This window comes from Desulfallas thermosapovorans DSM 6562, from assembly GCF_008124625.1.
Taxonomy (GTDB): domain Bacteria; phylum Bacillota; class Desulfotomaculia; order Desulfotomaculales; family Desulfallaceae; genus Sporotomaculum; species Sporotomaculum thermosapovorans.
This window is the reverse complement of the sequence record NZ_VNHM01000009.1, coordinates 123,282-145,881: the sequence shown is the minus strand read 5'-3', so window position 1 is coordinate 145,881 and position 22,600 is coordinate 123,282. Positions and strand designations below refer to the sequence as shown.

General features: G+C 49.2%; 26 protein-coding genes. 22 read left to right on the top strand and 4 right to left on the bottom strand.

Annotated features, from left to right (window positions below; genetic code table 11):
- The first annotated feature begins 320 nt into the window (after window positions 1-320).
- A complete protein-coding gene (locus LX24_RS09545; RefSeq protein WP_341473570.1) occupies window positions 321-707 on the top strand; it encodes an HD-GYP domain-containing protein in 387 nt (128 codons plus the stop codon).
- A gap of 11 nt (window positions 708-718) precedes the next feature.
- Here the strand turns inward: LX24_RS09545 and LX24_RS15155 are convergent, their stop codons facing one another.
- The 3 genes from LX24_RS15155 to LX24_RS09535 form a co-directional block, all read right to left on the bottom strand.
- On the bottom strand, window positions 719-853 hold the full coding sequence (locus LX24_RS15155; protein ID WP_279233201.1) for a hypothetical protein: 135 nt from the start codon (window positions 851-853) through the stop codon (window positions 719-721).
- A gap of 112 nt (window positions 854-965) precedes the next feature.
- The gene (gene cooS, locus LX24_RS09540) at window positions 966-2,879 is read right to left on the bottom strand and encodes an anaerobic carbon-monoxide dehydrogenase catalytic subunit (protein WP_166511925.1); all 1,914 of its coding nucleotides are present in this window, start codon (window positions 2,877-2,879) and stop codon (window positions 966-968) included.
- Between the two features lie 167 nt (window positions 2,880-3,046).
- Window positions 3,047-4,462, bottom strand: a complete 1,416-nt coding sequence (locus LX24_RS09535; RefSeq protein WP_166511924.1) for an aspartate aminotransferase family protein — start codon at window positions 4,460-4,462, stop codon at window positions 3,047-3,049.
- 167 nt (window positions 4,463-4,629) lie between these two features.
- On the opposite strand from LX24_RS09535, the gene ylxM reads away from it, so the two are divergent.
- The 6 genes from ylxM to trmD all read left to right on the top strand — a co-directional run bounded on the left by ylxM (window position 4,630) and on the right by trmD (window position 8,324).
- Window positions 4,630-4,977, top strand: a complete 348-nt coding sequence (gene ylxM, locus LX24_RS09530; RefSeq protein WP_166511923.1) for a YlxM family DNA-binding protein — start codon at window positions 4,630-4,632, stop codon at window positions 4,975-4,977.
- Window positions 4,978-4,982: 5 nt separating this feature from the next.
- On the top strand, window positions 4,983-6,344 hold the full coding sequence (ffh, locus tag LX24_RS09525) for a signal recognition particle protein (RefSeq protein WP_166511922.1): 1,362 nt from the start codon (window positions 4,983-4,985) through the stop codon (window positions 6,342-6,344).
- A gap of 42 nt (window positions 6,345-6,386) precedes the next feature.
- Window positions 6,387-6,656 (top strand): 30S ribosomal protein S16, encoded by a 270-nt coding sequence (gene rpsP / locus LX24_RS09520; RefSeq protein WP_166511921.1) that lies wholly within the window; start codon window positions 6,387-6,389, stop codon window positions 6,654-6,656.
- Window positions 6,657-6,669: 13 nt separating this feature from the next.
- On the top strand, window positions 6,670-6,897 hold the full coding sequence (locus LX24_RS09515) for a KH domain-containing protein (RefSeq protein ID WP_166511920.1): 228 nt from the start codon (window positions 6,670-6,672) through the stop codon (window positions 6,895-6,897).
- Window positions 6,898-7,044: 147 nt separating this feature from the next.
- Entirely contained in the window at window positions 7,045-7,578 is a 534-nt protein-coding gene (gene rimM, locus LX24_RS09510) for a ribosome maturation factor RimM (RefSeq protein WP_243131695.1), read from the top strand.
- Complete coding sequence (gene trmD / locus LX24_RS09505; RefSeq protein ID WP_166511918.1) at window positions 7,575-8,324, top strand: tRNA (guanosine(37)-N1)-methyltransferase TrmD; 750 nt, start codon at window positions 7,575-7,577, stop codon at window positions 8,322-8,324. The genes rimM and trmD overlap by 4 nt, the downstream gene beginning before the upstream one ends.
- A gap of 36 nt (window positions 8,325-8,360) precedes the next feature.
- On the opposite strand, the gene LX24_RS09500 is transcribed toward trmD, so the two are convergent.
- Window positions 8,361-8,708 carry a LysM peptidoglycan-binding domain-containing protein gene (locus LX24_RS09500; protein ID WP_166511917.1) on the bottom strand — a complete coding sequence of 116 codons (348 nt, stop codon included), beginning with the start codon at window positions 8,706-8,708 and terminating at the stop codon, window positions 8,361-8,363.
- Between the two features lie 190 nt (window positions 8,709-8,898).
- On the opposite strand from LX24_RS09500, the gene spoIIP reads away from it, so the two are divergent.
- The 15 genes from spoIIP to LX24_RS09425 all read left to right on the top strand — a co-directional run bounded on the left by spoIIP (window position 8,899) and on the right by LX24_RS09425 (window position 22,580).
- Window positions 8,899-10,053 (top strand): stage II sporulation protein P, encoded by a 1,155-nt coding sequence (gene spoIIP, locus LX24_RS09495; protein ID WP_166511916.1) that lies wholly within the window; start codon window positions 8,899-8,901, stop codon window positions 10,051-10,053.
- A 178-nt stretch (window positions 10,054-10,231) separates the two neighbouring features.
- Complete coding sequence (rplS, locus tag LX24_RS09490) at window positions 10,232-10,576, top strand: 50S ribosomal protein L19 (protein ID WP_166511915.1); 345 nt, start codon at window positions 10,232-10,234, stop codon at window positions 10,574-10,576.
- A 74-nt stretch (window positions 10,577-10,650) separates the two neighbouring features.
- A complete protein-coding gene (gene lepB, locus LX24_RS09485; protein ID WP_166511914.1) occupies window positions 10,651-11,202 on the top strand; it encodes a signal peptidase I in 552 nt (183 codons plus the stop codon).
- Between the two features lie 171 nt (window positions 11,203-11,373).
- The gene (ylqF, locus tag LX24_RS09480; protein ID WP_207706582.1) at window positions 11,374-12,225 is read left to right on the top strand and encodes a ribosome biogenesis GTPase YlqF; all 852 of its coding nucleotides are present in this window, start codon (window positions 11,374-11,376) and stop codon (window positions 12,223-12,225) included.
- A 473-nt stretch (window positions 12,226-12,698) separates the two neighbouring features.
- The gene (locus LX24_RS09475) at window positions 12,699-13,052 is read left to right on the top strand and encodes an NADH-quinone oxidoreductase subunit A (RefSeq protein ID WP_166511912.1); all 354 of its coding nucleotides are present in this window, start codon (window positions 12,699-12,701) and stop codon (window positions 13,050-13,052) included.
- Entirely contained in the window at window positions 13,043-13,636 is a 594-nt protein-coding gene (locus LX24_RS09470; RefSeq protein ID WP_166511911.1) for an NADH-quinone oxidoreductase subunit B, read from the top strand. Before LX24_RS09475 ends, LX24_RS09470 begins: the two co-directional genes overlap by 10 nt.
- 1 nt (window position 13,637) lies before the next feature.
- Window positions 13,638-14,081 (top strand): NADH-quinone oxidoreductase subunit C, encoded by a 444-nt coding sequence (locus tag LX24_RS09465; protein WP_166511910.1) that lies wholly within the window; start codon window positions 13,638-13,640, stop codon window positions 14,079-14,081.
- A 3-nt stretch (window positions 14,082-14,084) separates the two neighbouring features.
- A complete protein-coding gene (locus tag LX24_RS09460) occupies window positions 14,085-15,188 on the top strand; it encodes an NADH-quinone oxidoreductase subunit D (protein WP_166511909.1) in 1,104 nt (367 codons plus the stop codon).
- 29 nt (window positions 15,189-15,217) lie between these two features.
- On the top strand, window positions 15,218-16,270 hold the full coding sequence (nuoH, locus tag LX24_RS09455; RefSeq protein WP_207706581.1) for an NADH-quinone oxidoreductase subunit NuoH: 1,053 nt from the start codon (window positions 15,218-15,220) through the stop codon (window positions 16,268-16,270).
- 4 nt (window positions 16,271-16,274) lie between these two features.
- On the top strand, window positions 16,275-16,799 hold the full coding sequence (locus LX24_RS09450) for a 4Fe-4S binding protein (RefSeq protein WP_166511908.1): 525 nt from the start codon (window positions 16,275-16,277) through the stop codon (window positions 16,797-16,799).
- A 3-nt stretch (window positions 16,800-16,802) separates the two neighbouring features.
- Entirely contained in the window at window positions 16,803-17,333 is a 531-nt protein-coding gene (locus LX24_RS09445; RefSeq protein WP_166511907.1) for an NADH-quinone oxidoreductase subunit J family protein, read from the top strand.
- Window positions 17,320-17,634: an NADH-quinone oxidoreductase subunit NuoK gene (gene nuoK, locus LX24_RS09440; protein ID WP_166511906.1), complete on the top strand. Its 315-nt coding sequence runs from the start codon at window positions 17,320-17,322 to the stop codon at window positions 17,632-17,634. The genes LX24_RS09445 and nuoK overlap by 14 nt, the downstream gene beginning before the upstream one ends.
- Before the next feature lie 33 nt (window positions 17,635-17,667).
- On the top strand, window positions 17,668-19,602 hold the full coding sequence (gene nuoL / locus LX24_RS09435) for an NADH-quinone oxidoreductase subunit L (protein ID WP_166511905.1): 1,935 nt from the start codon (window positions 17,668-17,670) through the stop codon (window positions 19,600-19,602).
- Entirely contained in the window at window positions 19,602-21,122 is a 1,521-nt protein-coding gene (locus LX24_RS09430; protein ID WP_166511904.1) for a complex I subunit 4 family protein, read from the top strand. Before nuoL ends, LX24_RS09430 begins: the two co-directional genes overlap by 1 nt.
- On the top strand, window positions 21,123-22,580 hold the full coding sequence (locus LX24_RS09425; RefSeq protein WP_166511903.1) for an NADH-quinone oxidoreductase subunit N: 1,458 nt from the start codon (window positions 21,123-21,125) through the stop codon (window positions 22,578-22,580).
- Window positions 22,581-22,600: the final 20 nt, after the last annotated feature.

Below are 22,600 nucleotides of genomic sequence, written 5' to 3'. Positions count from 1 at the left end.
GTAAAAACCATATTTTTGTGGTGGTACTTTGACAAGACATTCCGGGTTGAGACATGAACCGGGTACAGGGAAGGGAAAGTTTTCCCCTAGACGGTGATATTCTTCGGGTGTTGCTGTTGTATAGAATATTTGTTGCATTTATGATCACTTCCAACAAATATTCTACCTTTGCTGGAATGAGTTTTGAAGGTAATATTTGGCAACAGACTGACGGACTGACTAATATTAATCCCAATGTAATTTAAGAATTTTTTGCAGTTTATTTTAGTATTGACACCGGGTGCAGATTGTTCAATGTGATAAAATAGCGGGGGTTTTGGATAATTGAAAATGAGAATCTACAACCAGATGAATTTGCCGAGATGCAGCGGCACTGTGAAATCGGTTATCGCATAGCAAAATCCGCCCCAGATCTTAATCACGTTGCGGACTGGATTTTAAAGCATCATGAATGGTGGAACGGTCAGGGTTATCCCCTTGGCCTTAAGGGGGAAGACATACCCCTGGAATGCCGCATTTTGTCCATCGCCGATGCCTATGATGCCATGACCAGTCACAGGCCATACCGAAAGGCCATGTCACACGATAAAGCTGTACGAGAGCTCAAAAGATGCGCTGCCACGCAGTTTGATCCTCAACTGGTACAAGCATTCATTAAGGTGGTTGAAAAAAACAGGCTTATGGTGGATATCCGGAACCAACAATAATGAATGGAAGCCTAGGAAAGGGAAAGGGAATAATCACAGGCTAAACGCTTGAGCAATGTGTTTATTCTAAAGGAGTAGGAATATTCAGATTTGTTTTTATTGTGGTAGAAGTAGCCATCTGTTACCGTGGAAGTTCTTAAACGCAAAATACTATAACCTCTATGCAGCGCATTAAGACGGGTACAATAAAGCCGCCTCCTACGGGCGGCTTTATTGTGCATATTTTACGTGGATATATAAAATAAAAATAGTTTTATCTTAAATTCCTAATTGGGACCTCTTTTTCATGATATGGGCTTCAATCCCTTCAGCTGCACTTTCCGGTGTATCCGCCAGGGCCACTTTGCCGCCGGTGAGGCCTTCCAAATCTTCGGTTAACAGTTTCACCAGTTCCGGGCCACCCGTTACCGGCGGGGTGGGAGCTAGGTGTGTATACAGCCCGAAGGCCAGGGCAAAAAGGGCGTCGATGGTGGCTTTTTGCTCCAGGTACTGGGGTGCGGTAACCGCCACCGGCAGGTCGGAGGTATCAACTCCCAGAGCGTTGGCGATTTCCGTCACCAGCATGGACATGCGCCCCGTGTCCGTGCAGGTGCCGAAGCTGAGCACCGGGGGGATGCCCAGTGCTTTGCATATTTCCTGCAGCCCGCTACCCGCCATGGCCACTGCGCCGGTGTTGCACAAACCGGCCACTTCCAGAGCGTGGTTGCCGCATCCGCCGCTGATCACCAGTATATCCCGCTTGATCAACTCTTTAGCCACGTTCACAGTCATGTAGTCATGGAGGCCTGTAGCCGGGGTGGTGCAGTTGACCAGTGCCGTCACACCTTTGATTTTGCCCGCTTTAATTACGTCCAGCAGCGGGTCCAGTTTGCCGCCCAGCGCGTTTAAAACAGCTTCGGTGGAAAAACCGGCAATGGCTTTTTGTACCCGCCCGGGCACTTTAGCGGTAATGTTGCGTTCTTTACGCTTTTTAAAGTTTTCTATACCCCAATCGATAAGCTGCCGGGCTATGTTGGCGGCTTCGGGAGGTTTGTAGTCAAAATTCTTTTCCACTCCCGGTATACGCACCAGGTCGTTCACCGACACCATGGTAATCTGGTATTTCTCGGCATAAGGCGCGATATAAGGGGGAGAACAGTTTTCATCCATGGCGAACACGTCCACAGTTCCGGTGGCCAGCAGCGGTTCAATGGTCATCCAGTTGCCCGTTAGACCGTTAAACACTTCGTCCATGGTAAAGCGTTGCAGCACTTCCTGGCCGCATTCAATGGAGCCTGTTACCTTGATGCCCTTTGCCCCGGCCTGCCGGGCTTTCTCCTGGTTGGCCGGGTCCCTGGCGGCTAAAATACAGGCCACACCAATCCAGGGTTCGTGTCCGTTAAAAACAATGTTAACATAATCAGGATCCATGATTCCCAGATCTACCTGTACCTCATGGGGGGATGGGGTACCGAATAAAATATCCTGCACCATTTCCAACCCGATTTGGGAACCGTAAATAGTAGCAATTCCCAGCCGCATGGCCTTTTTGGCCATGGATACAAAATCACCGTCCACATTGGTCAGGCAACTGGCCGCGGCATCCTTTATTTCATGCATTACCCCGGCCGGGTAAATGGCCAGTTCCCGCCACAGTTTTTTCCGGGGCTCGGGGGCAAAAACCTCCACCATTTTTGGCGGCTCATCGTAACCGCTGCTGAGCTGGTACATTAGAAAGTCAGCCAGGCGAATGGCAGCTTGTTCAGGACCACCGCTTTTGTCTATTCCCAGCTTGTCACACATCCAGTAAAGCTTGTCGGTATCGGTAATCTGGTAAGGTGTTTTACCCTCCGCCGTGGACTTTAAAGTGCGAAAGGCATTGTAGGCGTGATGAGTGTAAGTGGAAGTACCCATCATATTGCGGAGCAGCATGTCCCGCATGGCCATGGCATTGCGGTCGATACCACAGGTGCCGTGGGTGGCCCCCACCTTGTCGGAGATGCGGCACGGTCCGCCGGTACAAAGCTGGCAGCTTACACCTTCCACACAAAACCCGCAGCGAATTTTAGTCTGGGGATCATAGCGGTCAAATACATTGCTAAGACCGTCGTTATGGATTCGTTCATACATTTCCTGCACCGAATCGTGGATGCTGATCCGGCCGTCCATACGGTGCGTTGCTTCCCTTGGCATAGCTTACCTCCAGTTGTAAAATTTTTATTATTTTTTATAACCGGGAGATATTTTATGCACGCCCGCCAAAGAAAAAGGAGCAAGAGAACCGTCCCCTTGCTTTCTTTTATCCTCGAGATAGAAAAAAGGCTCCGGTTGCTAGTCCGGGGCCTTCATACCTAATCCCTTTATTTTTTCCTTATCGTTTTCAGTACTGTTTTGGCGCTGGTGGCCGCGAAGCTGAAAAAGCCTTTGTGGCGTTTTAATACGTCCTCCAAAGCATTCAGTACATAATCAATTTCCTCCTTGCTGACTATCAGAGGCGGTTCCAGCCTGATTACATTGGGGTTGTTTAATGTATAAGCGGTGACGATGCGGTGTTTGTTGAGCAATTCCCCTGCCACCATGCTGCCCAGGTATTCATTGGACAGTTTCGAGGCCATGCCCATGGTGGCCTTGTCGACCAGACCGCCGGGTTGGGCCAGCTCAATGCCGATGAGCAAACCCCGGCCCCGCACCTCTTTTATCAGAGGGTATTTTTTTTGTAGATTTTTGAGGCCTGAAATAAAGTAACGACCCTTTTCTTCGGCTGCTCGGGCCAGGTTTTCTTTAACCAGTATCTCCACAGCAGCTACGCCGGCCGCTGCAGCCCACGTGTTGCCGCCGAATGTGGAGGTGTGCAGGGTGGCCTTTTCCACGCTGCCATATGCCTTGTTCCATATTTCACCGGTGGTGATGAAGGCACCGATGGGCATTATTCCGCCCCCCAGGGATTTGGCTAGGCACATTATATCGGGTTCCACGTTCTCATGCTGGCAGGCAAACATAGCCCCGGTGCGTCCGAAACCGGTTTGGATTTCATCCGCAATGAGCAAAGTGCCGGCTTCCCGGCAGGCCCGGGCCGCCTCGTTGAGATAGCCCGGGGGAGGCACGTTGACGCCGCCTTCTCCCTGGATGGGTTCCACTATGAAGGCGGCGGCCTGATGCTTCTTTAAAGCCTGGCGAAGCGAAACAATATCGCCGAAGGGCACTTCAATGCATTCCTCCAGCAGTGGGGCAAAGGGTTTGCGATATTTTTCCCGCCCCGTTACCGACAGGGCGCCGAAGGATTTGCCATGGAAGGAATTCTGGCAGTAAATGAATGCTTTTCTCCCTGTGGCGGCCCGGGCTAATTTTAGAGCCCCTTCCACTGCTTCGGCTCCGCTGTTGCATAAAAACGATCTTTTCAATTTACCCGGTGTAATTACGGCTAGGTTGTGCAATAGCGCTGCCGCCATAGTGGGCACGCCGGCCTGCATTAAATTTGGCATTTCTTTGACTTGCTCCACCGCTGCAATAACCAGGGGATGATTGTGCCCCAGGTTAAGGGAGCCGTACCCGCCAAGAAAATCAAGATAATCATGGCCTTCGCTGTCCCAGAGCTTGGTGCCCTGGGCCCGGACGAATTGCCGGTCAAAATTCAGCATCCCCAGCATGGTCACTAGGCTGGCATTGCCATAATTTTTATGCAGTGTTCTGATTTCTTCCCTTTGCAGAGATTGGGCACGGGAAACGGAGATGATCAAGTCGGGTGATATTATCGATGCTTCTTTATTTATATTCATAATAGTCCCTCCCAGATTGTGCATAAAATTGTGCACAATATCAATGTATCATGCTGGCAAGGGAGGTGTCAATTTAACATTTAGCACACATTGCTTGACACCACTGCTTAATTTAAGTAAAATTAGCTGTAAAGTATTTTTGCTTTATATAGAAAGGTTATTTATTCATGGATAAGGTTATCATGATGACTTTGTTGTACGATTTTTACGGCCCGCTATTAACGGAAAGGCAGCAAAGGTTTATTGAGCTATATTACGGAAATGATTATTCGCTGGGGGAAATTGCCGAAAACTATGGCGTAAGCCGGCAGGCGGTGCATGATACCCTTAAAAGGGCGGAGCATATCCTTACCAATTATGAGAATAAGCTGGGACTGATAGATAAATTTCTAGCACAGCGCAACAAATTAGCTGAAGTGGCCCGTTTGTTGGAAGAGACCCGGAAACCTTCGCCCCAACAGCTGGCCCGGGCTAGAAAGGTATTGCAGGAACTACTGGAGATGGACAGGGGGTAAAAAATATGGTTTTTTCCGGTTTAGCTGAAAAGCTCCAGGAGACCTTCAAAAAGTTAAGGGGCAAGGGCCGGCTCACCGAAGAGGATGTCGACCAGGCGCTGAAAGAAGTGCGGCGGGCGCTTATCGGTGCTGATGTTAACTTCAAGGTGGTCAAGGATTTTATCGCCCGGGTCAGGGAAAGGGCCGTGGGTATTGATGTTCTGCAAAGCCTCACCCCCGCCCAACAGGTAATAAAAATTGTCCATGATGAATTAACTTCGCTCATGGGTGGCTCCCGGAGCAAAATTGAACTGGCTTCGGCACCGCCCACGGTGGTGATGATGGTGGGCCTGCACGGGGCCGGTAAAACCACCACCACGGCCAAGCTGGCCAACCACATGCGCCGCCAGGGTCGCAGGCCTTTACTGGTGGCCTGCGATATCTACCGCCCGGCGGCCATTAAGCAATTGCAGGTGCTGGGCGGGCAATTGGATATACCCGTGTTTAATATGGGTGATGGCGTGGCTCCGCCGGATATTGCCCGGGCGGCGGTGGAAAAGGCTCGCCGGGAGGGTAATGACCTGGTTATCATTGACACTGCCGGCCGGCTGCACATCGATGAAGAGCTGATGGCCGAACTGCAGAACATTGTAGAGGCTGTAAAGCCCAATGAGATATTGCTGGTGGTTGATGCTATGACCGGGCAGGATGCCGTTAACGTTGCTAAAACCTTTAACGAGCGTTTGACTTTAACCGGTGTGGTGCTTACTAAACTGGACGGTGACACCCGGGGGGGGGCGGCACTTTCGGTTAAAGCAGTTACCGGTTGTCCGATTAAATTCGTCGGTGTGGGCGAAAAACTGGACGCCCTGGAAGACTTTCATCCCAACCGGATGGCTGACCGCATTTTAGGTATGGGCGATATGCTTACTTTAATTGAAAAAGCCCAGGCCAACTTTGATCAAGAACAGGTTGAGAAACTTAATAAACGTATCCGCAATATGGAATTTACCCTGGATGACTTTGTTCAGCAGTTAAACCAGGTTAAAAAAATGGGACCCATAGACCAAATCCTGGGCATGATCCCCGGTCTTGGGGGTATGAAAAAACTCAAGGACTTGGAAGTGGATGAAAAGGATCTGGTTCTTGTGGAGGCCATCATAAAATCTATGACTCCCTGGGAAAGACAGCATCCCCAGGAAATAAACGGCAGCCGCCGCAGGCGCATTGCCCGGGGCAGCGGTACCAGCGTCCAGGAGGTTAACCGCCTGCTCAAGCAGTTTGAGCAAACCAGGAAAATGATGCGCCAGTTAATGGAGATGGAAAAAAGCGTGAAAAAGGGTAAAAAGGGATTTTTAGGTTTCGGTAAAAAAGGATCGCCTTTCTAAACGCTAAAGGCATTTTTATACCAGCAAAAGGAGGTGACATTAGTGGCAGTTAAGATCAGGCTCAAGAGAATGGGGGCCAAGAAAAAGCCGTTTTACCGGATAGTGGTGGCCGATTCCCGCTCTCCCCGGGACGGTCGTTTTATAGAGGAAATTGGCTATTACGACCCGCTAAAGAATCCCGCCGTGATTAACATCAACGAAGCCAAGGCGGCGGAGTGGTTGCGCAAGGGAGCACAGCTTACCGATACCACCAAAGCGCTGTTTAACAAGGCTGGCATCAATAAAAATGTTGCCGGTGGCGAAGGCCAGTGAGGAGGTTTAACCGATGAAGGAACTGGTGGAAACATTGGCCAAGGCCCTCGTCGACCATCCTGATATGGTGACCGTGGATATGATTGAGAAAGACAAATCCTGTGTGATTGAATTACGGGTTGCCCGGGATGATATGGGCAAGGTTATCGGTAAACAAGGTCGTATTGCCAGGGCCATTCGGGCCGTTGTAAAAGCAGCAGCCACTAAAGAGCACAAAAAGGTCACCGTAGAGATTATTTAAATTCATAACATAATGACCAAAAGGGGGCATACCGCCCTCTTTCGCATTATAACCGGTTTACCATTACATACCGGCGGGCCTTGGGGCGGTGTTTGCTTTACAGAATTACCAGGCATAATGATGATAACTTGTTTAAGTTTTGAGGTGATGGTTTTGCCGGGTGCAGATGAGCAATATATAACCATAGGTAAAATAGTTAATACCCAGGGGCACCGGGGCGAAGTCAGGGTTTTGCCGTTAACGGATTTCCCCCGGCGCTTTGACGATATGAAAAGGGTTCATGTGAGCCTGCCGGAAAAAACGACACTAATGGATATCGAAAGAACTTATCATCATAAAAAGTTTATTATTATTAAATTTGCCGGTATTGAGGATATGAATGCCGCGGAAACCCTTAAAGGAGCATCCCTGCTGGTTCCCAGAGATGAGTTGATGCCTCTGCCCGAGGATACCTTTTATATCTTTGACATAGTGGGCATGGAGGTGTACACCGTTGATGGTCGCTTGCTGGGGCAAGTGCGGGAAGTGCTGCAAACCGGTGCCAATGATGTGTTTATTGTCGAGGGGACGACCCGGCGCCCGTTACTGGTACCGGCGCTAAAAAAAGTGGTGCGCAGTGTTGATATGGAACAGCGGAAAATGACCGTTTGTTTGCCGGAGGGGTTGGAAGAGTTGTCATGAAAATAGATATGCTGACATTATTTCCGGAGATGTTTTCCGGTCCCTTTGACAGTAGTATTATTAAACGGGCCAGAGACAAAGGACTTTTGGAAATAAACTTTGTTGATATTCGCGATTTTGCCGGTAACAAGCACAATACCGTAGACGATACCCCCTATGGTGGTGGGGCCGGTATGGTGTTGCAGGCACCGCCCATCATGCGGGCACTGGAGCATGTGCGCAGCCAGAGGGGCGGGTTGCTGGCCAGGGTGGTATTGATGTGCCCCACCGGCCTGCCCTTTAACCAAAACTGGGCCCGGGATTTGGCCCGGGAAGAACACCTGGTGATTATCTGCGGCCATTACGAGGGTATTGATGAGCGGGTGCGGGAGTTGGCCGTGACCGACGAGTTATCCATCGGTGATTACGTACTCACCGGTGGTGAACTGCCGGCCATGGTGGTGGTGGATGCGGTTTCCCGGATGATACCCGGTGTGTTGGGCGAGCAGGCATCCGCCGAAGATGATTCCTTTTACCAGGGTTTATTGGAATACCCGCAGTATACAAGGCCTCGCCTTTACGGTGACTTGCCGGTGCCGGAAATTTTAATGAGCGGGCATCACGAAAAAATCAGGCGCTGGCGCCGTCGCCAGGCACTGTTGAAAACTTTGGAGCGCCGCCCTGATCTGTTGCGGGAAGAGGTTTTAAACAGCGAAGACCGGGATATTTTACTTGAAATAATAGAAAAAATACAAAGTGTAATATAGCCCGCCGCGGGGAAATACTTTTACGGCCACCGCGATTTACCCGGGCAGACAGATGGTTTGTCCGGGTAAAAGTTTTAACGGGTCGACATATGGATTAAGCTCCAGCAGTTGGTCCAGGGTGGTTCCGGTGGCCAGGGCGATGGTGTACAGGGTATCCCCCGGTGCCACCTCCCAAAACACCCCCGAGGGACAGATTCTTTCAGGAGGCAGACATATTTTTTGGCCGGTTTGCAGGTTGGCGGGGTCACAGCCGGGATTAAGGCGCTTTAATTCAGCAACCGTAGTGCCCACAAAGGAAGCTATTAAATAAAAAGTATCCCCGGGCTGGACGGTCCAAAAACGACCGGAGGGACATGGTGGCTTTTGGGTTTTAGCTCTGGGCATGATAAATGTCACCGTCCGGTTATAATTAACATGTGAATTGTTGATACCGGTATCGACATGAATCTTCAACACCCCTTGCAGGTCTGGCGTTTCTCTTTTATAGCTTATGAGCGGGCATTGAAAAAAGTACTAATAAATTTATCAGATCAGGCCATTATAAAACTACTATGTTTATATGGAGGCCATGGTCATGATAGTATTGCGTGCAGCATTAGTGTTAGCCGTTATATGTTGGGGTCTTGTAATATCTCCCCTGACGGCGCTGGCTGAGGATCAGGCCGACCATGTGGCCGGGGTATGCTATAAATACATTGACCGGTATGGTAGTTTAATCACCCAAACATCCCGCGTGCCTGCCCGGGGAGATCAAATAATCAATGCCCGGGGTTATCATTACCGGGTGGATAGCGTGCATGGTAGCACAGCCCGGGTCAGCCTTTTGGGTCAAGATAAAACCCTGCTTTCGTATATGGATTATTATGATCAATTTAAAGATGTAGTTGTTGTATCAAGCCAACAGCGGTATAAACGTCCTGTAGGAATTTATCACACCCACTCGGATGAATCTTATTTGCCCACTGACGGGGCTGCTTCAATACCCTTTAACGGGGGTATTTTTCAAGTGGGGGATAATTTCAACAAGGAACTCCAAAAGCACGATGTGAAAGTGCTTTATGACCGGACCCCCCATGATCCCCATGATGCCAATGCCTATTACCGTTCCCGCCGCACAGCTGTAAAATTGTTAGAGGATAACCCGGTGGCGATTTTTGACGTGCACAGGGATGGCATTGATGATCCCGAGTTTTACCGGCATGTTGTGTCCGATCGTGAAGTCACCCAAATTCGTTTGGTGGTGGGCAGGCAGAATCCTAAAATGTCAGCCAATTTGGACTTTGCCAAACGTTTAATGGCCTATGTAAACAAAAAAAATCCCGGATTGATTAAGGAAATATATATGGCCCGGGGCAATTACAATCAGGACTTGATTTCCACTGCACTGTTGATTGAAGCCGGCACCTATACCAATCAAAAACCCGAGGCTGAAAGCGGGGTTGCCCTTCTGGCCAATGCCGTGCCCGAAATGCTTGGCATAACACCGCCGCCACAGTCAGAGGATACTGTCCAATCCCCGGATGCCGGTGGTGAGGGATGGCGAACCGCATTTTTTATTGCTGTCATAGTTGTGCTAGTTGGAATAGCCTTTATATTCATTAATAATCCGTCCAATAAAATCTGGGAGTATGTGGTCAATAAGGCAGGTCAATTATACGGGGATAACCTGGCCGGTAAAATGAAGGAGTACATGGTTAATAAAGTGGGCAGGGTTATCAAGCGCAAGTAATAAATTAGTAATTGAGCTGTAAAATATCCATAAGCCCGGGTCGGGAGCAAAACCGGGTAAGCTTGCGGTTGTTGCACTGCAAGGCGGATTATGGTATAATCTTTCTTGTTCATTACGGTGGTCCGCTATCCCGAAAGGTTGTCGGGGTATGAACATCTGGGGGGAAGGAGGTACAAACATGGATTTGATAAAAGCTGTTGAACAAGGACAATTTAAAAGTGATATTCCTGATTTCAGCCCTGGAGACACAGTTAAAGTGCACGTCAAAGTGGTGGAAGGCAACCGGGAACGCATCCAGGTGTTTGAAGGTGTAGTGATCAGACGCCGCGGCGGCGGGCTTGGTGAGACATTCACCGTGCGCCGTGTATCTTACGGAGTTGGTGTGGAAAGAACTTTTCCTCTGCATTCGCCAAGGATTGATAAAATAGAAGTTACCAAGCGCGGGCGTGTCCGCAGAGCCAGGCTTTACTACCTGCGCAAGCTGCGCGGCAAAGCTGCCCGTATTAAGGAAATTCGTCGCTAGTGATACAGGGACTGCTGATAAAGACAGTCCCTTTTTAAATGATATTATAATTGATTCTTATCGAGGAGATAATGATGCCAAATTCTGATCAGGAGCAACTGGCAGGAAAAAAAGCAAAGGGTAAACCGGCAATAATGGAAATATTTGAATCGGTGGCCATAGCGATATTATTGGCTGTTGTCATAAGAATGTTTCTGTTTCAGCCCTTTTATATTCCTTCTGAGTCCATGGTTCCCAGCCTGCAGGTGGGGGATAGAATTATTGTCAGCAAATTTAGTTATTATTTTAAAGAACCCCAGCGGGGTGACATCGTTGTATTCAAGTTTCCCCTTGACCCCAGCCGGGACTTTGTGAAGCGAACCATTGGTGTCGGCGGCGAAAATCTGGCTATTCGTGATAGTCAATTATATGTCAATGGCCAGCAGGTAGAGGAGGGTTATTTACCCCCGGGGCTGAAATTTGCCGATTACGGGCCGGTGGATGTGCCGCCCGGCAGTTATTTCATGATGGGAGATAACCGCAACAACAGTGACGACAGCAGGGTTTGGGGGCCGCTGCCCGAGCAGAATATCGTCGGCAAAGCAGTGTTGATATACTGGCCTTTAAACCGGATTAAACTGTTATAGTAGTACAAAATCAAACCATAATAATCATTATGTGGTCCATCACAATGGCCTGACGAAAGAGGGTCGGGCCTAACAACAAACTGACCGGAGCAATCTTTTCCATCAAGCACCTGGCACCATGCATAAGTGCCGTGAAAAGGAATAATCTAGGTTATATAAAGGAACGTGAATATGGATATCCAATGGTACCCGGGGCACATGGCCAAAGCCCGCAGGCAGGTTCAGCAAAACTTGCAAATGGTGGATGTGGCCATTGAATTGCTGGATGCCCGTATACCGGCCAGCAGCAGAAACCCCGATATAAATGTAATTTTAAAAGGTAAGCCCAGATTGGTGGTGCTGAACAAGTCGGACCTGGCCGATGCGAGTATTACGGCAGCATGGCTGAATTATTTTGCCCGTGCCGGTTATCCGGCGGTGGCTGTAGATGCTCACCACGGCGCGGGTATAAAAAAAATGATTGCCCTGGCGGAACAGTTGGCCCGCCCGGCAATAAAAAAATACATGGCCAGGGGACGCCTTGCCCGGTTAGCCCGCTGCATGGTGGTGGGGGTGCCCAATGTGGGAAAGTCTATGCTGATCAACAGGCTGGCCGGTAAAAAAGCGGCCCGCACCGGCAATCGCCCCGGGGTAACCAGAGGGGAACAGTGGATTAAACTGGGGGGAAAGTTGGAGTTGCTGGACACACCCGGCATACTCTGGCCCAAATTTGAAGATCCCGAAACCGCGTATAAATTGGCGGTAACCGGGGCTATTAAAGAACAGATATATAATCCGGAGGAAGTATGTGAAAAACTGGTGCAGTGGCTGGTGGGTAAAGCACCCGATACGCTGGCCAAACGTTACAAACTAAGCGCGCTACCGGAAGAAACATGGGAAGTGATTGAAAGAATCGGTGTGCACAGGGGCTTTTACCTGTCCGGAGGTAAAATAGACAGTTATAAAACAGCGACCTTCATAATCAAAGAATTTCGGGAGGGCAAACTGGGCAGGTGTAGCCTTGAAACGCCCGGCAACCAGTAAAAAGACATAAAAAAATTTTATGAAGGCAGGGATTTTAAGCTCAATCGCGAAAAAATAATATAAGCTTAGCCTTTTCTGTCGGAGCAATTAAATTATAAATCGTGACCAACCAAATGGAATGTATACAGTGGACAACGTATACATTGTGTTTTTGCACTGGACATTGCCGCGGGCATTAACAAATCAAACACGCATATATCCCGTGGCTTTGTTTTATGACGAGGTAAATTTCATTTTAGTACCAGGTATCAACTATATGAATTGTTGTTAGCTTGGCAATGGGTATGGTTATTTAAAAAATATTAACTAATGTTCCATAATATTTCCGTCAGGTACGCGACACATTGTTAAAAAATGTAGAAACACGTTGTGTGCCGGGGAACTGCGTAAAAATTATGATAAACTCGTTTGCTCTCCGGTCATGTAATTAATTATTTTTTAAATAAAATTTGCCAAAGAAAGGGGGGAGAAAAATGTCGGACTGGGCGGGAGTATTTATATTTCTTGTAGTCGCAGTTATTTTTGGTGCAGGTGGCATTGTGACCAGTTTTCTTATTCAGCCGAGACGGAATACGCCGTTAAAGCTGGAAGTGTATGAATGCGGTATGCCGACCCAGGGACCCACATGGGTACAGTTTAGAACCAGTTACTTCCTTTATGCTTTACTTTTTGTCATATTTGATGTGGAAACTATTTATCTTTATGCCTGGGCGGTCAAATTCCAAAGCCTGGGGTTGTTTGCGTTCATTGAAATGATCATATTTGTATTTATTTTAGTCGTTGGTCTGTGGTACGCCTGGAAGGAAGGTGCGTTGGAATGGAAGTAAACAAGGGGAAAACACAAATAGAAGCCGTCCAAAAGGACATTTGGGCCCCGGAATATTTCGGTGATAACCCGGATCTCTATAACGTGCATGAGGTAAAAAGATTAGTTCACCTGGCTCCGGTGGAAAAAGTGTTAAACATGGCCCGGGCTCACTCCATTTGGCCGCTTGGCTTTGGCTTGGCCTGCTGCGCCATTGAGGGCCTGATGGCCGCCCAGGGTCCCCGTTATGACTTGTCCCGCTTTGGGTACGAGGTCTTGCGTAACACCGCCCGCCAGGCTGATGTTATGCTGGTGGCCGGTACTGTAACCACCAAAGCAGCGGATTTCGTAGTGCGCCTGTGGGAACAGATGTCTGAACCCAAGTGGTGTATGGCCATTGGCGGTTGTGCCATTTCCGGCGGGCCTTTTGTGGATTCCTATCATGTGGTACCCGGTGTCAATAAACTGGTGCCTGTGGATGTTTATGTGCCCGGTTGTCCGCCCAGGCCGGATGCGGTGCTGGATGCATTCCTTATGTTGAGGGCCAAGATTCTTGACAAACGGGAGTACCTTCAAAGGTCAAAAGGCAAGGTGGTGACGGGTTAAAATGATAGATAATGCTGCACTGGTGGAGGAGCTTAGGCAAAAATTTAATTATATTGAGGTTAATGAACAGTCGACCGTCATCGTTCCCAAAGACAAGCTGCTGGAATTTATGCAGGCACTGAAAGACGATTACGCGCTGGACTTTTTGACCAACCTGACAGCCGTGGATTATATCGATGAAAACAAATTCGAAGTTATATATAATATCAATTCCACTGCAAAGGGCTATACGTTGATGGTTAAGACCTCTGTGGATAGGGACAATCCGGAGCTGCCTTCGGTATTTCCCATCTGGGGCGGGGCAAACTGGCAGGAGCGGGAAGTATACGACTTACTGGGTATCGTATTTACCGGCCATCCCAACCTCAAGCGCATTTTACTGGACTACGATTATGAAGGACACCCGCTGCGCAAGGATTTCCAATGGAAAGGTGGCAGGGAGTAACTCATGTTGAGGACGCAAGAATTTAATATAAACTTTGGCCCGCAACACCCCAGTACCCACGGTGTATTCCGGGTTGTTCTTACTATGGACGGGGAAAGAATCGTCCGAGCCGAGCCAATTTGCGGTTACCTGCACCGTGGTATGGAAAAATTAGCTGAATCGCGGACTTACCCTCAGTTTATCCCCTATACCGATCGCATGGATTACCTTGCGGCTATGCTGCAAAACTGGGGTTATGTGATGGCCGTAGAAAAGCTGATGGGTATTGAGGTGCCGGAAAGGGCCGAGTACCTGCGGGTTATTTCCGGGGAGCTTTCCCGTCTGACCAGTCACGTACTGGCCACAGGTGTATACGCGCTGGATATGGGAGGTTTCACAGGATTTCTCCTTTGCTTCCGCGAGCGGGAGAAAATGATGGATCTTCTGGAGGAACTCACTGGTTCCAGAATGACTCTGAGCTACGCCCGCATTGGTGGTGTGGCTGCCGATGTTCCGGAGGGCTGGCTGGATAAGCTTAAGAAGCTGATGGATGAAATGCCGGGTTATATCGACGAGTATGACGGTCTGATTACCGGCAATGAAATATTCCAGGCCAGGACCAAGGCTGTGGGTGTGCTTAAACCGGAGACAGCCATAAATTACAGCCTCAGCGGCCCGGTCTTAAGGGGCAGCGGGGTGAATTACGATTTGCGCAAAGTTAAGTCATACAGCATTTATGACCGTTTTGATTTTGATGTGCCGCTGGGTGAAAACGGTGACTGTTTTGACCGCTTTTTCTGCCGGGTGCGGGAAATGCGCCAGTCCGTAAGGATTATCCAGCAAGCCATCGAACAAATTAAAGAAATTGACGGTCCCATTATCGCCAAGGTGCCTAAAGTGCTCAAACCTCCCAAGGGTGAAGCTTACGAGGAAATAGAGAGCTCCAAGGGTATCATCGGCTATTATGTGGTCAGCGACGGCAGTAACAAGCCGTATCGTGTTCATGTACGCAGGCCATCCTTTATTAACCTGGGTTATTTGGATGAAATGCTGCGTGGTTACCTGATAGCCGACGTTGTGGCCATACTGGGTAGTATTGACATTGTTTTGGGTGAAGTGGATTGTTAGCAAATACGGGATCATAGGGGAGAAGAGGCATGTTGGAAAATTTATTTGTAGGCATAGCCGGTGGGCTGAGATCTTTCCTCGGTGGCCTGGGCGTACCCCTGGAAATAAATGAGGCCATCGTGATGCTGGTCAAGCTTTTGGCTATCCTCGTATTTATTTTAGTTAATGCTCTGTGGCTGGTTTACATGGAGCGTAAAGTTGCCGCCTATATGCAGGCCCGTATTGGCCCCAACCGGGTCGGCCCCAAGGGACTTTTGCAAACCACGTGCGATATCGGCAAACTAATTAGCAAGGAAATCATTATCAACAAGGAAGCGGATCTAATACCTTTTTTACTTGCTCCCGTGCTGATTTTCGTACCCACATTAATGGTGTTTGCAGTAATACCCTTTGGTCAAAATATGGCGGCCATTGATATGAATATAGGATTGTTATACCTTCTAGCCATTGCCTCGCTGTCCACCATCATTTTTTGGATGGCCAGCTGGGCGTCCAACAATAAATATTCTTTGCTCGGCGGCATGCGTGTGGTGGCTCAGATGGTTAGTTACGAATTACCGATGGTGCTGGCTATCCTGGGTGTGGTCATGATTGTGGGAAGTTTGAAAATGTCCGATATTATTGCGGCCCAAGAACACACCTGGTTTATTTTTACCCAACCCATTGCATTCCTAATTTATTTTATCGCCGCTGTGGCGGAATGTAACCGTACTCCCTTTGACCTGATGGAAGGTGAATCCGAACTGGTCAACGGGTTTAACACTGAATATGGCGGCATGGCCTTTGCTATGTTCTACCTGGCTGAGTACGCCAATATGCTGGTGGTTTGTGCTTTAACCACGATTTTGTTTTTGGGCGGGTGGCATGCACCCTTTGGTTTGACCATCATTCCTTCCTGGGTGTGGTTTTTCCTCAAAGTGTATGTCGTAATGTTCATTATTATGCAGCTTCGCTGGACTTATCCCAGGATACGGGTGGACCAGCTCATGGGCTTTGGCTGGAAAGTATTAGTACCACTTTCTTTGGCCAACATCTTTGTAACCGGTATAGGGATGTACATTTACCGGGCGATAGGGTGGTGATTGCATGTTTGGTAAAGGGTTAGTGAAAGGTTTGCAAATTACCTGGAAAGAGTTTTGGGCCCCCAAGCTGACAGTTCAGTACCCGGAAGTGCAGCATACAATACCGGAGCGCTTTCACGGCAAGTTCGTTTTGGATGTGGATAAATGCATTGCCTGCGGGTTGTGTGCCAATGCCTGTCCAAACAGGGTTATCGACCTGAAAAAACAGAAGGTGGGCAAAAAACAATTTCTAACTGATTATGTAATGAATATTCAGTACTGCATGTACTGTGGTATGTGCGTTGAATCCTGTAATAAAGATGCACTGCATTTTTCCAAGGATTTTAATATGAATCAATATTTTTACAGGGACATCCCTCTTGTTTTGGTGCGGCGAGAAGCACCTGCCGAACCAGTGGAGGAGGAAGCACCGGCAGCAAAGGCTGCGCCCAAACCCAAACCCAAGCCCAAGGCTAAGGCCGAAAAATCCGCTGCACCTGCTGCAGCAGAGGTTGCCGCCGGCAAGGCTCCCGGTAAGGAGGGTCAGTAACCGATGGAAACCAGTATATACAGCGTAATTGCTTTTTACGGGTTAGCGATAACTATTTTGGGTAACGCTACTTTGGTAATATTTGCACGCAATATTGTACACGCGGTTCTGTTTTTGGCCGTTACCTTCGTATCCATGGCCGGATTGTTTCTACTGTTGGATGCCGACTTTATAGCCGCTATACAGGTTCTGGTATATGCCGGGGCTGTCTGTATCATGGTGGTTTTCGGTGTCATGCTGATTCAACGGCCGGACATGAAAAGTACCAACCTGTTCAATAATCAACTATTAGCTGGCGCCGGTCTGACGGCCCTGGTGGTGGCCATGTGTGCTGTATTCGCCGGTCGTACCGCCTGGACCGAACTGGTGACGACACAGGCGGTGCCCGAAAACACCATTCACGCCATCGGTGCATTGCTGCTTAGTAAATATGTAATTCCCTTTGAAGTAGTGGCCATTCTTTTATTGGTGGCCCTGATCGGTGCCCTTGTAATCGCCAGGGATGAGGGGGTGAAGGCCAATGCTGACGATTAGTTTAACCCATTATGTGGTGCTTTCGGCCCTGCTGTTCAGTATCGGTCTGTTTGGTGTTATGACCAAGCGCAATGCTGTGGCCGTGCTCATTTGCATTGAGCTGATGTTAAATGCGGTGAATATTAACCTGTTGGCCTTCAGCAAGTATATTACCCCAACCGATTTTATCGGACAAATATTCGCTGTTTTTGTCATTACCGTGGCCGCCGCCGAAGTGGGTATAGGGCTGGCCATTATCATAGCCATCTACCGCAATAAGCTGTCTGTAAATCTGGACGATTTTGACTGGCTGAAATGGTAGGATTTTAAAAGTGAAGGTAGGTGCTTTTAGATAATGCTTGTTGAATATGCAATGCAGCATGCATGGTTGGTGCCGCTCCTTCCCGCCCTTGCCTTTGTGGTAATAGTATTCCTCACCCGGCCATGGCAAAAGCTCAGTGCCATCGTGACGGTGGCATCGATGGCCTTGTCCTGTGTCATTGCCACTCTGGCGGCGTACGGGATTTTCACCAATCATGAATATGCGGAAAAACCGCTGGTTTATGCCATTCGCTGGTTCTCCCTGGGATTGCCGGGGATGCCTGATTTGCAAATAGACGTGGGGATACAGTTGGATCCTGTATCGGCCATGATGATGGTCATGGTTTCGTTTATTGCAACCTTTATCTATCTGTACTCCATTGGTTATATGGATGGAGAAGATGGTTTTTCGGTATTTTTCTCATACCTGTCGCTGTTCGGTGCTTCCATGCTGCTGCTGGTCATTTCCAGCAACCTGCTGCAAATGTTTATTGCATGGGAACTGGTGGGACTATGTTCATACCTGTTGATTGGATTTTACACGCATAAGATATCGGCCCGGGAGGCGGCCAAGAAAGCATTCGTCACCTGCCGTGTGGCGGATTTCGGCCTCTTGCTGGGCATCCTGGCGCTGCAGATTGTATTTGGCACACTTAACCTCACCGAATTGGCCGAGCGAATTGCCCATTTTGAGGCATACACCACCTATGGCATACTTACACTGATTGCCGTGCTGGTGTTCATCGGGCCCATCGGTAAATCCGGTCAGTTTCCATTGCATGTTTGGTTGCCGGATGCCATGGAAGGCCCCACTCCGGTCAGCGCGCTGATCCACGCCGCCACCATGGTCGTGGCCGGTGTATACCTGGTGGGTCGTACCATGTTCCTGTTCCATGAAGTGGAATCGGCCATGCAGTTGGTGGCAGTCACCGGTGCTTTTACAGCACTTTTTGCCGCCACCATTGCCATTACGCAACGTGAAATTAAGAAAATACTGGCGTATTCCACCGTCAGCCAGCTGGGTTATATGATGCTGGCCCTGGGGGTGGGTAGTCTGACCGCCAGTATGTTCCATATGTGGACCCACGCTTTCTTTAAGGCCCTGATGTTCCTGGGTGCCGGTAGTGTGCTGGTGGCCCTGCACCACAAGGCCGATGTGTGGGAAATGGGTGGACTGGTCAAGAAAATGCCCATCACTGCCTGGACATTTGTCATTGGCGGCCTGGCTATTGCCGGTATTCCACCTTTTTCCGGATTTTGGAGCAAGGACGAAATTTTAGTTTCCACACTGGCCGAAGGACATTATGTACTTTTTGCCATGGCGGCATTTACCGCCTTTTTAACCGCATTTTATATGTGGCGGATGATCTTTCTGGCTTTCTTTGGCAAAGAAAATCCCGCCAATCATCCCAAGGAGTCCCCGTGGACCATGACAGTTCCCCTGATTGTTCTGTCGGCAGGGGCCATAGGGGCCGGCTGGATGGGTACTCCCTGGAACAATATATGGGCAGAATGGATTTATTTTGGACACCCGCATCATGCCGCGGCTAATTATGGAGCCATGTTGCTTTCCGTTGTACTGGCCTGTGCAGGTATTTATCTGGCCTACACATTATATCTGAAAGATACGGAAAAGAAACGGGCCAAAGCCATGGCCAAATGGTTCGGTCCCGTATACCGGATGCTCTATCATAAATACTACATTGACGAGCTATACCTGTGGTTCAACCACGCACTGGTGGACGGTACCGCCAAACTGTTCTACCTGTTTGATATTTACGTGGTGGACAACATCGTTAACGGTATCGGTGCCTTTGCCAGGCTGTCCGGCGATGGTTTGCGCGTATTCCAATCCGGCCGGTTGCAGAACTATGTATTAATTTTCTTCCTTGGCGTGCTGGCTGTGGCTGTGCTAATGGCCTTTACCGGTCCGTCCGCCGCCGGCTTGGTTCTGGGAGGTGTTAAGTAATGGATTTTCCGGTGCTTTTAGCCATTTTGCTGGCGCCGCTGGTTGCATCATTAATCCTGATGTTTATACCAAAGGAAGAAAACATACTGATTAAGAGTGTAGCCGCTGTGGGTATGTTTATATCTCTGGCTCTTAGTATGTATGCTTACTTTGCTTATAACCAGGATCTCGGCGGTCTGCAGTTTGTTTTCGGGCGCGACATACCATGGATTCGAGATTTGGGCGTAACCTTTTTCCTGGCCGTGGACGGCATCAGTTTGCCCATGCTGCTGTTAACCAACTTGATTGGATTTTCGGCGATATTCGCCTCCTGGAATGTCAATAACCGGCCCAAGGAATTTTTCATTCTGCTGCTGCTGTTGATTGCCGGTGTTATGGGTACCTTTATCGCTCACGACCTGTTTATCTTCCTGCTGTTCTATGAAGTAGTGGTTATTCCCATTTATGTCATGGTGGTTATCTGGGGTAGTTCCAAACGGGTTACCAAGGAATACGCCGGTATGAAACTGACCATGTACTTGCTGATCGGAAGCGGGTTCCTGCTGGTGGGTGTAATTGCCCTGTTCGTAAAAACAACGGCCCTGGCCGGGGTTCCGGACATGAGTTTCACCGGGTTGGCCGTGGTGGCCCAACAGCTGGAACGATTTGATCAAATCTGGCTGTTTGCGCTGATGCTGCTTGGTTTTGGTTCACTTATATCCATGTGGCCATTCCACTCCTGGTCACCCGACGGTTATGCCGGGGCTCCCACTGCGGTGAGTATGATCCACGCCGGTGTATTGAAAAAAATCGGCGGTTACGGTTTAATTAAAATTGCGGTTTACATGCTACCTCTGGGTGCTACCTTCTGGGCCCCGTATATGGCCGTGCTGGGTGTTATCGGCGTCGCTTACGCCGCCATGGGCGCCCTGGCCCAGAAAGACCTCAAATATGTCGTTGGTTATTCCAGTGTCAGCCACATGGGCTATGTCATTTTAGCAGTGGCCTGTTTGGATGTCATTGGCTTAAATGGTGCCGTGGCCAACATGTTCGCCCACGGTGTAATGGCCGCGTTATTCTTCTCCATGATCGGCTTTATTTACGAAAAAACCCATACCCGCTGGATTCCGGATATGGGCGGTTTGGCTCGCCAAACACCGCGACTGGCTGTGGGATTTATGCTGGCGGCTATGGCTTCCCTGGGATTGCCGGGCTTGGTTAGCTTTATTCCCGAGTTCACCATCTTTATTGCCAGCTTTAAAGCCTATGGCGGCCTGGCGGTTATCGGTATTGCGGGTATCATTATTACCGCTCTGTATGTACTACGTGCCGGTGCCAACACCCTTTTCGGCCCGCCACGTGCGGAATATGATCACCTGGAAGATATCAGGGGACCGGAAATGGTGCCTTTGGTAGTACTGGGCACCGTACTGGTGGTTGGAGGTTTCCTCCCCTCCCTGTTGTTTGACATGATTAACAGCGGCGTCGTGCCCCTGCATGCTGCGATAAGCGACGCGCTCCAGTTAGGGGGGAAGTTTTAAATGCCAGCTGATAATATGTTTGTTTTCACGTTACCATTTGACCCTTCCGCATTGACGCTGGAAATGCTTACTGCCGTACTGGCACTGGGAGTGCTCATCATGGGCATTGTTGTACCCAGAGGATCCAAGCACGGCCTTGGCTGGGTCAGCTTGCTGGGTATATTGGGTATCATGGCTGTGGCGGTTTCCCTGTGGGGCGATAACCGGGAACTGCTAAGCGGTATGTACCTGCTGGACAATTACGCGCTGTTCTGGAAAATCACATTCCTGACGGCGGCTGCGCTGGTAATACTTGGCTGCATGCGTTATGTGGATGACACGGGTTTCCAGACCGAGTATTACAGTCTTACGGTATTTGCGACGCTGGGTATGATGGTCATGGCCTCAGCGGGTGACTTTATAACTTTTTACCTGGGTCTGGAGTTGATGACCTTATCCTTTGTCATTCTGGTTTGCTTCCGCAAATCAGATAGCAAATCAGTGGAAGCCGGCATTAAATATTTGCTGCTGGCTGGAATGAGCTCGGCAGTGCTTCTGTATGGTTTAAGCCTGATTTACGGCCTTACCGGCAGCATAACCATACTTGAAGTGAGCAGGATCATTGCAATGCAGCCTCTGTCACCTGCCCTGATGCTGGCTGTTGTGATGGTTATCGCCGGCCTCGGGTTCAAAATATCCGCTGTGCCGTTCCATATGTGGTCACCTGACGTTTACGAAGGTGCTCCCACTCCGGTGACGGCATTTCTAGCAGTGGGTTCCAAGGCGGCTTCGCTGGCCATTATTGTGCGGTTGTTCATTGCCGGTTTACCGGGAATTTGGGAACACTGGGCTATGGTGATAGCCATTTTGGCCGCTGTGACCATAATTGTCGGCAACCTGGTGGCCATACCCCAGACCAACATCAAAAGGATGCTGGCTTACTCCAGTATCGCCCAGGCAGGTTATATTATGGTGGGTTTGGTGACCGCAACAGAAGCCGGAATCAAAGGTGTCATGTTCTACGCTTTCCTGTATGTCTTTGCCACTATGGCGGCCTTTACAGTGGTGGCTTATTACTACAACGTGACCGGTAGTGACGAGTTAAAGGATTATGCCGGTTTGGCCCAGCGCTCTCCTTTAATGGCAGCGGTGATGCTGGTGGCACTCCTAAGTATGGCCGGTATTCCTCCGCTGGCTGGTTTTGCAGGCAAATTCTACCTATTCAAAACCATTGTGGACGGTTATCTATGGCTGGTGTTTATCGGTTTGATCATGAGTATGGTGTCAGTGTACTACTACCTGCGGGTGGCACTGGTCATGTATCGCGATGATCCCGTTGACGCAACACCAATCAAGGTATCCAGTCCGGTGGCTGTGACGTTGATTGTGGCTACCATAGCAACGCTGGTTATTGGTGTTTATCCGGGACCGCTTTCCGAAGTGGTTAATAACGCAGCTCATACATTCTTCTTACATTAATATGTTATGTAAATGTGAAA

Coding starts and splice junctions, on each gene's coding strand:
- lepB (WP_166511914.1), top strand. CDS start 10,651: ATGCCAAATTCTGATCAGGAGCAACTGGCAGGAAAAAAAGCAAAGGGT.
- nuoL (WP_166511905.1), top strand. CDS start 17,668: ATGCTTGTTGAATATGCAATGCAGCATGCATGGTTGGTGCCGCTCCTT.
- spoIIP (WP_166511916.1), top strand. CDS start 8,899: ATGATAGTATTGCGTGCAGCATTAGTGTTAGCCGTTATATGTTGGGGT.
- LX24_RS09535 (WP_166511924.1), bottom strand. CDS start 4,462: ATGAATATAAATAAAGAAGCATCGATAATATCACCCGACTTGATCATC.
- LX24_RS09465 (WP_166511910.1), top strand. CDS start 13,638: ATGATAGATAATGCTGCACTGGTGGAGGAGCTTAGGCAAAAATTTAAT.
- LX24_RS09460 (WP_166511909.1), top strand. CDS start 14,085: ATGTTGAGGACGCAAGAATTTAATATAAACTTTGGCCCGCAACACCCC.
- ffh (WP_166511922.1), top strand. CDS start 4,983: ATGGTTTTTTCCGGTTTAGCTGAAAAGCTCCAGGAGACCTTCAAAAAG.
- trmD (WP_166511918.1), top strand. CDS start 7,575: ATGAAAATAGATATGCTGACATTATTTCCGGAGATGTTTTCCGGTCCC.
- LX24_RS09425 (WP_166511903.1), top strand. CDS start 21,123: ATGCCAGCTGATAATATGTTTGTTTTCACGTTACCATTTGACCCTTCC.
- LX24_RS09470 (WP_166511911.1), top strand. CDS start 13,043: ATGGAAGTAAACAAGGGGAAAACACAAATAGAAGCCGTCCAAAAGGAC.
- rimM (WP_243131695.1), top strand. CDS start 7,045: ATGGTTTTGCCGGGTGCAGATGAGCAATATATAACCATAGGTAAAATA.
- ylxM (WP_166511923.1), top strand. CDS start 4,630: ATGGATAAGGTTATCATGATGACTTTGTTGTACGATTTTTACGGCCCG.
- LX24_RS09450 (WP_166511908.1), top strand. CDS start 16,275: ATGTTTGGTAAAGGGTTAGTGAAAGGTTTGCAAATTACCTGGAAAGAG.
- rplS (WP_166511915.1), top strand. CDS start 10,232: ATGGATTTGATAAAAGCTGTTGAACAAGGACAATTTAAAAGTGATATT.
- nuoK (WP_166511906.1), top strand. CDS start 17,320: ATGCTGACGATTAGTTTAACCCATTATGTGGTGCTTTCGGCCCTGCTG.
- LX24_RS09500 (WP_166511917.1), bottom strand. CDS start 8,708: ATGCCCAGAGCTAAAACCCAAAAGCCACCATGTCCCTCCGGTCGTTTT.
- nuoH (WP_207706581.1), top strand. CDS start 15,218: ATGTTGGAAAATTTATTTGTAGGCATAGCCGGTGGGCTGAGATCTTTC.
- LX24_RS09430 (WP_166511904.1), top strand. CDS start 19,602: ATGGATTTTCCGGTGCTTTTAGCCATTTTGCTGGCGCCGCTGGTTGCA.
- ylqF (WP_207706582.1), top strand. CDS start 11,374: ATGGATATCCAATGGTACCCGGGGCACATGGCCAAAGCCCGCAGGCAG.
- cooS (WP_166511925.1), bottom strand. CDS start 2,879: ATGCCAAGGGAAGCAACGCACCGTATGGACGGCCGGATCAGCATCCAC.
- LX24_RS09515 (WP_166511920.1), top strand. CDS start 6,670: ATGAAGGAACTGGTGGAAACATTGGCCAAGGCCCTCGTCGACCATCCT.
- LX24_RS09475 (WP_166511912.1), top strand. CDS start 12,699: ATGTCGGACTGGGCGGGAGTATTTATATTTCTTGTAGTCGCAGTTATT.
- LX24_RS09445 (WP_166511907.1), top strand. CDS start 16,803: ATGGAAACCAGTATATACAGCGTAATTGCTTTTTACGGGTTAGCGATA.